The organism is endosymbiont of Ridgeia piscesae, assembly GCF_001443665.1.
Taxonomy (GTDB): domain Bacteria; phylum Pseudomonadota; class Gammaproteobacteria; order Chromatiales; family Chromatiaceae; genus Endoriftia; species Endoriftia persephonae.
The window spans coordinates 1-8947 of the sequence record NZ_KQ557165.1 but is presented as its reverse complement, the minus strand read 5'-3'; the positions used below and the strand labels follow the sequence as shown (position 1 = coordinate 8947).

Sequence of the window (8947 nt, the reverse complement as noted above, 5' to 3'; positions counted from 1 at the left end):
GTTAGTTGTAGTAGTTCAGACCTGATCTGACACCTGACTTGAAAAGAGTGAGGGTTACCGGTTTTGATGGAAGTGCTAACTGACCATCGAAACCATTCACTATAAAGTAGCGTCGCGCGATAAGATTAGATCGTGAAATTCTAAATAGCAGCTGAAATCGTTTAAACATCGGTCTGCGTTGATGAATCCGCTGAATCACCCATGCTGATGACTTCTACTTCATCGATACTGTGAATGGATCCACCCATTGATGTAATCGCATCAGACACATCGTCATAGGGAATATCTTCAGACTCGACAACAATAATTACGGTCTCCGTTTTTTCATCCACTTCGACCACTTTAAAGTTAAACCAGCAGCCGGGGCATTTTTTTGCCAGTTGTGTGGAAAACTCAAGCCCATTGGGTGAATGCGGTTTGAGGACATCCAGCACGATTCGCTGCACTTTTACCATTGATAGCATCACTCTACAGTTTTGGTCCAGAAAGAAACAGGCCAACTAATAGAAAATATCAGCACACTGCTGATCACTGACATGATTTTCAAAACCGAAACCGGACTTGCTCATATGGATTATAGACATAATCACTGCAGATGCTCCTGGTTACAATAATATGTCCAGATAATTTGTTGTTTGCTGGTTGATTTCAAACATCTATTATTTACATAGAGCGAACATATACGCCTAAGAATGTCATTGTGGTGAAGTCAGAGCAAAGTGCTCTTGCGTCCGAGCAGGATGGGGCAGTGCGGGCTGATTTGATTGAAAGCCTATACACGCTGACGACGTTAAATTAAAATAAAACAAAGGTTATGATCTTGCGAAACCTGAGAGATAAGGTAGAAAGGGATAATAAGTGATTCATGGTAAAATGTGGATCTGTAGCCTTCCATTTGCAGGAAAACATACGGCGTAATTTGCTTCGTATTACGCACCGGGTACTACGTGATTATATTGCTTTCTGGAGCCTGTTTTCTGTCAAATTAAAGACTTGCATGTCCTGGTTGGGCGAACTTCTTATCATGTATTTCCTGGCAATTATAGCAACGACAGGATGTTGGATTTACTTTTAAACGTTGTTCAGAAATGGCTTTGCCACAGTCAGAGCACTTGCCGTAGTTGCCCTGAGCGAGCCGGATCAGGCTAGCGTCGATTTCACGAATTTCATTAATGTGTCTGTCGATATTGGCTAGATTGAGATCGACCAGAAAATCGGCAACCGACTCCTCGGCTATATCATGAACACGTGTTGCCAGATCAATATACTGTTCATTATCCGATTTTAATAATTCTTGTCGCACTTCTTCCCGCAGTTCGTAATAACGGTCTCTGAGTTGTTGGTGAAATTCGGCAATCTGTCTGTTAGTGAGCTTTGCTGGCATGGCCTGTTCCTCCTATTTGGAAGAGTTATTTAGAGGCTTTCTTGGGTGCAGATCTGTTTTATTACATTGATATGATTTTGTTGGGTTTGTATCCGGCATTAAATTACTGTACTGATATTCATAAGCATATGCATGAAATGGATTATATGCAAATATGTTTTCATCGATAAAACACATATTTCTTTGGCTGTGTTTTCTACAGATCAATAACGGAGAAATTATGGCAACAAAAATCGGTTTAATTGGTGATGTTCATTCCTATCCTGAACCTTTGGGCGAGGCGCTGTCGCTTCTGAAAAAGATTGGAGTGGAGATGATTTTATGTGCGGGGGATATTGCCGGGTATGGTAATGATCTGGATCGAACTGCTGAATTATTAATCAGGAATGAATGTAAAACGGTTATTGGTAATCATGATAACTGGCATTTGCAGGGTATAAGTCAGGACGATAGAACGCCTGCTGAGTCATGGATTGCGCAATTGCCGGCTGCGCTGGAATTTACAATTGAAGGTAAAAGCCTATATATGGTTCATTCCCGCCCACCTACTCATGATCGGCATGGAATCAAGTTACTGGATGAAAAAGGGGAGCTGGTTTCTGAACAAAAGGAAATCTGGACTCAAACTTTGGCGGGATTTGAATATGATATTCTGATTGTTGGTCATTCTCACCAGGTTTATGCGGAACAACTTGGTGATGTATTACTCATCAACCCGGGCAGTACCTGTTTTAACAATGCTTGCGGAATACTAAGTCTGCCTGAAATGAAGGTTGAATTTCTTTCTCTGCCAGATAAATCTATCGTAAAGTCATGGAACTGGGGAACCTATGAGGTGAATGCAGATGAATAATGTGAAAAGTTGTTTATTTTTCATTTATTGATGATAATGCGGCTAACTTTTTCCAGGGCACAGGCCGATGGTTTGAGCGTGATGCATTATATTAATCGGGAATATCTTAGTGCCAGGCTTGAGGTTGTGCGGGGTAATAAATAAATGGATTATTGGTATACTATAAAATGGGTTAGATAATAATCAAATATCCTTGAAAAGGACGACACGCTTACGGATTGCTTGCTGAGGAAACAAACTATGTCCATAGTCAATGCAATCAAATCTTATTTGTCAAACATCAGATGGAATTCGAGTTGGTTCGCATCCGAAAACCTTTTCGATCCATGATGGCGCTTAGTCGGCACATGTTGTTAATGATCATATAGCAAAAGCGGTCCTTATTAAGGATGAGAAAGGCTATGCGATGGCGGTGATTCCAGGCAGTAACTGGGTAAAATTACAGGCACTGTATGATGAACTCAACCGGAAGTTTGAGCTGACTGAAGAGTCAGAAGTCAATCTTCCATTTAAAGATTGTGAGCTGAGTTTGATTCCACCGCTTGGTCAGGCATATGGGCTGGAGACATTTCTGGATCAGCAATTAACAACACTGGCAAATATCTATTTTGAAGCTGGGGATCATGAAAATCATGGTGCATGACCAGGGTGAAGAATTTCATACTTTGTTGAGAGGCACGCGCCAAGTGTATTTTAGGGGGCCTCTGATCAAGCCATGAACTCGTATCTTGTGCTTAGAATATCTAGTTTCTGCCTGGCAAATCTCGGCAACGGCTCCATGCGTTACTCTACCTCCTGCATCCATGCAGTCGTTCGCAATAGCCAGCTATCCCCGACAGGGATGTCGGGGAGGAGCGTGAGCAGGGAGCGGTAGTTTTACGTGCGATTTGCGCTTTGAATCTAAAAATCCTGAATCACAATCCATTTCGTTCAGACTTAATCAGAGGCTCCTTAGTCATAAGGATTGAGAATTATTCAATAGCCTGAAAATTCATTTTTATTATCAAACGACCTTCAAAAAAAGTATCGATACTTACTTTTCCCGCCTGTAACATGGGGTGCATGTCCAGAGGATGCACCGGTTCCATTTCAGTAAGGCGTAGCCGATCTCCAGGATAAGTGACAGCAAAACTGACATGCAACGGATAATAACCATCAAGAAATTTAAGATGGTAAGGACCACTGACAAGAGTAAAGCTCTTGTCTGGGTTTAGATAGAAAATTCCAACTTGTGCTGTAATACATAATTCAGCATTGTTCCGCACATTATACATCTGGACAGTTTTATCTTTGACCCAGACTTTCTCAATATGCGATGCCGAAACTATTTTCAGGTTACGCATGAGCTTGTATTGATAGACGACCTGTGATTCCTTTACTGGAACAAGATTTGCATAGCACTGGCGGAGTCTCACCCAGCCGGTTTTTATACTTTCCTCTGTAACCGTGATTTGGTTTTGTGAATGCAGGATACTCTCCGGTTTCTCCGGACTGATGAAAACAAGCTCTCCTTCGCTAATGCTTTCGGTATTGAAATCAGAATCATCATAAAACCAGGCTTCTAATTCTTCACTGGTTTCGAGTTCTTCCGGTGTTTCAAATGTTATTCCCGCACATGGGAAAACAAGGCTAACCCCGATAAGAATGCTAACGATATGGAGGCGGGTTTTTGACATGCCACTATTGAATCTATTTTAGAATGGAACTAATAAACATGAATGCTTCTGTCAGTTAGCATCTGCTGAATCAGAGAAATATTGGTCAGCTTGTCATGCACGATTTCCGCAATACTTGATCGTTGCCCTTCAATATCAGCATCGGAACGAAGTTGCAGGCGAAGATCCACAATTTTTGGCTCATTGATCGGACTGCCAATCTGGCTGACCAGATAACAATAAGCTTCCTCTATTTCATCAAGCTCCTGCACCAGACTATCAGCGATCTGCTGTGCCACAATATTGTAGAGTTTGCCAACGTGGGTCACCGGGTTTTTCCCCGCCGCAGCTTCCATGTTCATCGGGCGATAGGGCGTGATCAAACCATTGACCCGATTGCCACGGCCCACTTCACCATCATCGCCGGATTCGGCGGAAGTGCCGGTTACCGTTAAATAGATGCTTTTTGTGGCAATATCATCGGCAGCATTGATGGTAACCATTACCTGCTTGTGCGTGGTCAGTTTCGCTTCATGTTCAACCAGAGAGGCAAGTTGTAATTTTTTATCGAAATAGTCTTGCAGGCTTGAAATATAGCGATCGATAAAGGCACAGGCGATGGTCAGTTCAACTGTATCACACCGGCGTGTGCCCATGACCTTGATGTCTTCACCGATTTCTGGATGTAATGATTTGATTTCGTTACTGTTAAGCTTATTTTCTATCTGCAGAACAACACGTTCCAGTTCACTCAATGGTGCATAGCCCACACCACATGAGGTGTCATTGGCCAGCGCAATGCCAGTTTCTTTCTGACGAAGATAAAGTTCAACCAGATCCATTGAGCCGGGTCGAATTAAGCAATGCAGTTTGATGTGTTGTGCGGGATCAAGGACGTGAAAATTTGATTCAAGCCAGTTTGAAGCACTATCGTGCATCAGTTCTTCAACCGGAACCCTGATGCCTTTGTATGCACAAGTCGCTCGTCCCGCCAGAAAGATTTCCATTGGAGCCAGTATCTTGCCACCGCCAAAGAGCGGTTGTGATGTGCCGCCCCATAAAAGGGCTTTATCGACATTATGATGTAACACCAGTCCAAAATGTTCGAGGTAGAACTGGCACAGGGATCGGCTCAGTTCTTCAGCCAGCGCATCACAGATGGTATCGGGGTGGCCCATGCCCTTGCGTTCTACGATTTCCACCGGTTGTTTGGCATACGGAATGGTATTGATAGCTGTAGTAGTAAGTCGCTGCATAATGCAATTCTAGTCCAGATATTCTGTTGGTGATGCAATCCAGCCGAATAGAACCATTAGCATCACAATAACTGAATATATTACTGAAACAACAAGACTTTTTCTTATGCTGATGGTTGATCGGCTTTGATAAAGCAGTCCTTCGCTGCCCCAATGTAGCAACAAAAAGCCAAGCAGGTTGGTTAACCAGTAACCCAGAATAAAAGCAGGCAAAAATAGTTGCTCATTGATGAGTGAAAACGGCCAGGCAAATACATATCCCAGCGGTACATTGACCACAAGGTCATTCCACCAGGACAAAGGTGAAAGAATAAAGCCAATAGTCACCAGTACCGAATTTTTCAAGTGCTGCTTCATAACCATGCAGTTTACTTTGTCTATACTTAGTACTGTTTCTGTATCGCAAAGCAGTCGGATAACCACTATGCTTAAAGTAGATTAAAGTTCCAAATGCCAGATCACTTGGTTAATAGCACATATATTCAGGGTGGACTGGTATTTAGAATGCGTACTTAGATTAATAACAGGAAACAGTAAGCATGGCGAGATTGACAAGAATATTTTTCGTCATACCGCTATTGATAGTGGCTGCTTTTATGGGGCCTGCGGTTTGTGCCGACAGGCTAGATGGGAATATTATTCAACTTACCATCGAAGATGCCATTGGCCCGGCAACGGATGATTATATTGAACGGGAACTTGAATCAGCAAATGAGCAAAAGGCCGAACTGGTGGTGATTCGTATAGACACCCCGGGTGGACTTGATACAGCCATGCGCGGGATTGTTAAAAATATTACCAATTCTTCTGTGCCTGTTGTCAGTTATGTTGCACCAACGGGTGCCCGTGCCGCCAGTGCGGGTACCTTTATCCTTTATGCTAGCCATATTGCGGCCATGGCGCCGGGTACCAACCTGGGCGCTGCGACACCGGTGCAAATAGGTGGGTTTCCGCAACCCACGGCTCCCGATAAGAAGGGGGTTAAGAACAGGGAAAATAATCGGGATAAGGAAAAAGACAGGAATGATAAACCGGAAACCATAGCCAGTGATGATGCGATGAAGAACAAGGCCATTAATGATGCGGTGGCCTATATCCGAGGGTTGGCCGAACTCCATGGCCGGAATCAGGACTGGGCGGAAAAAGCAGTACGGGAAGCGGCCAGCCTGCCGGCAAGTGATGCCTTGAAACTGAACGTTATTGATATTATCGCTACCAGCATGGCTGATCTCCTGAAACAGGTGGAGGGCAGAGAAGTTAAAGTGCAAGGTGAGAAACGCACCCTGCATACAACCGGACGGGTTGTTCAGAAAATTGAGCCTGACTGGCGTAGCCGTTTGCTGAGCGTGATAACCAATCCGAATATTGCCTATATTCTGATGCTGATCGGTATTTACGGCCTGATCTTCGAATTGTCCAATCCGGGTGCCATTGTGCCAGGAACTATTGGCGCCATCTCCTTGTTACTGGCGTTGTATTCATTCCAGATGTTACCCATCAACTATGCCGGGATGGCACTCATATTGCTGGGTGTTGCCTTAATGGTAGGGGAAGCCTTTGAACCTAGTTTCGGTGTGCTGGGTATCGGCGGTGTTATTTCGTTTGTGTTTGGCTCGATTATCCTGCTGGATACAGGGATACCCGGCTTTGGTATTGATATTTCAGTGATCATAACCTTTGCGGCAACCAGTGCCATGATATTTATTTTTATTATTGGCATGGCGATCAAGGCGCGGCGGCGACCGGTGGTGAGTGGACTGGAAGAATTGACGGGTGGCACTGCCATCGTGGTGACTGACTTTGAGCACAAGGGCACTGTGTCTATTCATAGTGAGAACTGGAATGCCATCAGCAACGTCCCCTTACACGAAGGCCAGTGGGCCAAGGTGATCGGAGTCAAGGGTTTAACTCTGGAGGTTGAACCTCTGGATAAGACAACAGAGGAGTCAGAACCATGACTATGACAGCGTATACCTTTTATATTTTAATTTCTTTTGTTGTACTGCTTCTGTTCAGTGCAATTAGAATACTGCGTGAATATGAACGTGGTGTGATTTTCCTGCTGGGTCGTTTCTGGAAAGTCAAAGGCCCAGGCTTAATTATTGTTGTTCCGCTTATCCAGCAAATGGTTCGGGTTGATTTGCGTACTATTGTCATGGATGTGCCGAGTCAGGATGTCATTTCACGTGACAATGTCTCAGTAAAAGTTAACGCGGTGGTTTATTTTCGGGTGATTGAACCTGACAAGGCGATTATCCAGGTAGAGGACTTTTATGTGGCGACCAGTCAGCTGGCCCAGACCACCTTGCGATCTGTATTGGGGCAACATGAGCTAGATGAAATGCTGTCGGAACGTGAGCGACTCAATACGGATGTGCAAAGTATTCTGGACCAGCAAACTGATGCCTGGGGCATCAAGGTCAGCAATGTTGAAATCAAGCATGTTGATCTGGATGAAAGTATGGTGCGTGCCATTGCCAAACAAGCTGAAGCCGAGCGTACCCGACGTGCCAAGGTTATCCATGCAGAAGGTGAAATGCAGGCGGCCGACAAGTTACTGGAAGCAGCAAGGACCCTTTCGCAGCAATCCCAGGCTTTGCAATTACGTTATTTGCAAACGCTGACTGAAATTGCAGGTGAGCGTTCCAATACGATTGTATTCCCTTTGCCAATGGAACTGATTGAAAGCCTGATTAAAAAGGTTGAATAAATCAGGTTGCATAGATCGTTGAGTTTAAGAGTTAGTTAAAATGATTAATGGAGGCAGTAGTTATGAAAATACCATTACAGGTTACATTCCGTGATATTCCCCATTCCGATGCGCTGGAAGCGGATATTCGTGAAAAAGCTGCCAAGCTGGAAGAATACTATGATCAGATTATGAGTTGCCGGGTTATGGTTGAAGCCCCACATGGACATCATCATAAAGGCAATTTGTATCACGTTAGGGTGGATATAACTGTGCCGGGTGATGAAATTGTTGTTAGCCGTTCACCTGATCAACATCATGCCCATGAAGATGCCTATGTAACGGTGCGGGATGCATTTAATGCCGCGCGGCGGCAATTACAGGACTTTGCTAGGAAACAGCGACAAAAGGTCAAACTTCATGAAGTTCCACCTCATGGTACGATATCAAAACTGGTTGCTAATGAAGACTATGGCATGATCCAGGCTGATGATGGACGTGAAATATATTTTCACCGTAACAGTATTGTTAACGGTGATTATGATGTGCTGGAAATCGGCAATGAAGTTCGCTTTACGGAAGAGGCCGGTGATGAGGGTCCCCAGGCAAGTACAGTGCATGTGATTGGTAAACATCATATTGTCACATGAAATCACAGGTACAATCCGCTAAAGTGAAACGGGTGACGACAATAAAATAAACTATTGTGTATTCAGATTTTGTTGATTGACGCTAGTGTTAATAAATGATCCCAGTGCATCAATATAGCTTGAACCACTAATGATAAAACCGTCATTATGGCCGCCGCGCATTTTTAGAAAATATCTGGGTTCGTGGGCGGCATTAAAAATATCCCGTCCTTCTTCGTAGGGAATAATGTCATCATCACGACTATGCGCCACCAGCACAGGACAGTGTATTGCTTTGACATATTCTTTAGTGTTGTACTGGAAACGACTAAGCAAACGCACCGGTAAAAAAGGATAGATGCGCTGCCCCATGGAAGGGGCGGAACTATTAATCGTTCCGAAAGTATTGGCAGTGTATACTGCTTTCCATGGCTACGATAAAAGAACAGCGTGATCAGAAAAGGAAAGATGTAGTGGAGGC

At 44.0% G+C, this 8947-nt stretch carries 10 protein-coding genes and 1 pseudogene; 5 read left to right on the top strand and 6 right to left on the bottom strand.

Translation table 11 applies throughout. From position 1 onward, the window contains the following. Positions 1-161: 161 nt before the first annotated feature. Together Ga0074115_RS15150 and Ga0074115_RS15145 are read right to left on the bottom strand one after the other, a co-directional pair. Positions 162-455, bottom strand: a complete 294-nt coding sequence (locus Ga0074115_RS15150) for a DUF211 domain-containing protein (RefSeq protein WP_057956986.1) — start codon at positions 453-455, stop codon at positions 162-164. 530 nt (positions 456-985) lie between these two features. After that, complete coding sequence (locus Ga0074115_RS15145; protein WP_057956987.1) at positions 986-1384, bottom strand: TraR/DksA family transcriptional regulator; 399 nt, start codon at positions 1382-1384, stop codon at positions 986-988. Positions 1385-1604: 220 nt separating this feature from the next. On the opposite strand from Ga0074115_RS15145, the gene Ga0074115_RS15140 reads away from it, so the two are divergent. Both Ga0074115_RS15140 and Ga0074115_RS15135 read left to right on the top strand, forming a co-directional pair. Further along, a complete protein-coding gene (locus tag Ga0074115_RS15140) occupies positions 1605-2237 on the top strand; it encodes a metallophosphoesterase family protein (protein WP_060528690.1) in 633 nt (210 codons plus the stop codon). Between the two features lie 358 nt (positions 2238-2595). Beyond that, positions 2596-2880 (top strand): annotated as a pseudogene (locus Ga0074115_RS15135) (aminoacyl-tRNA deacylase); the annotation flags it as partial. Positions 2881-3208: 328 nt separating this feature from the next. Here Ga0074115_RS15135 and Ga0074115_RS15130 read toward each other — a convergent pair. From Ga0074115_RS15130 to Ga0074115_RS15120, 3 genes are read right to left on the bottom strand one after another with little or no spacing between them, the layout of a single operon-like run. Further along, positions 3209-3913, bottom strand: a complete 705-nt coding sequence (locus tag Ga0074115_RS15130) for a hypothetical protein (protein WP_057956990.1) — start codon at positions 3911-3913, stop codon at positions 3209-3211. A 29-nt stretch (positions 3914-3942) separates the two neighbouring features. Next, the gene (locus Ga0074115_RS15125; protein ID WP_057956991.1) at positions 3943-5148 is read right to left on the bottom strand and encodes a methionine adenosyltransferase; all 1206 of its coding nucleotides are present in this window, start codon (positions 5146-5148) and stop codon (positions 3943-3945) included. Positions 5149-5157: 9 nt separating this feature from the next. Beyond that, positions 5158-5511, bottom strand: coding sequence for a DUF7980 family protein (locus tag Ga0074115_RS15120; protein WP_057956992.1), 354 nt, complete (start codon positions 5509-5511; stop codon positions 5158-5160). Positions 5512-5687: 176 nt separating this feature from the next. Here Ga0074115_RS15120 and Ga0074115_RS15115 point away from each other — a divergent pair, with 176 nt between their 5' ends. The 3 genes from Ga0074115_RS15115 to Ga0074115_RS15995 all read left to right on the top strand — a co-directional run bounded on the left by Ga0074115_RS15115 (position 5688) and on the right by Ga0074115_RS15995 (position 8487). After that, positions 5688-7106, top strand: a complete 1419-nt coding sequence (locus tag Ga0074115_RS15115; RefSeq protein ID WP_057956993.1) for an NfeD family protein — start codon at positions 5688-5690, stop codon at positions 7104-7106. Next, a complete protein-coding gene (locus tag Ga0074115_RS15110) occupies positions 7103-7858 on the top strand; it encodes a slipin family protein (protein ID WP_057956994.1) in 756 nt (251 codons plus the stop codon). The genes Ga0074115_RS15115 and Ga0074115_RS15110 overlap by 4 nt, the downstream gene beginning before the upstream one ends. 62 nt (positions 7859-7920) lie before the next feature. Further along, positions 7921-8487, top strand: coding sequence for an HPF/RaiA family ribosome-associated protein (locus Ga0074115_RS15995; protein ID WP_082626912.1), 567 nt, complete (start codon positions 7921-7923; stop codon positions 8485-8487). A 51-nt stretch (positions 8488-8538) separates the two neighbouring features. On the opposite strand, the gene Ga0074115_RS15990 is transcribed toward Ga0074115_RS15995, so the two are convergent. After that, entirely contained in the window at positions 8539-8838 is a 300-nt protein-coding gene (locus Ga0074115_RS15990; RefSeq protein ID WP_198295080.1) for an alpha/beta hydrolase, read from the bottom strand. Positions 8839-8947 lie beyond the last annotated feature (109 nt).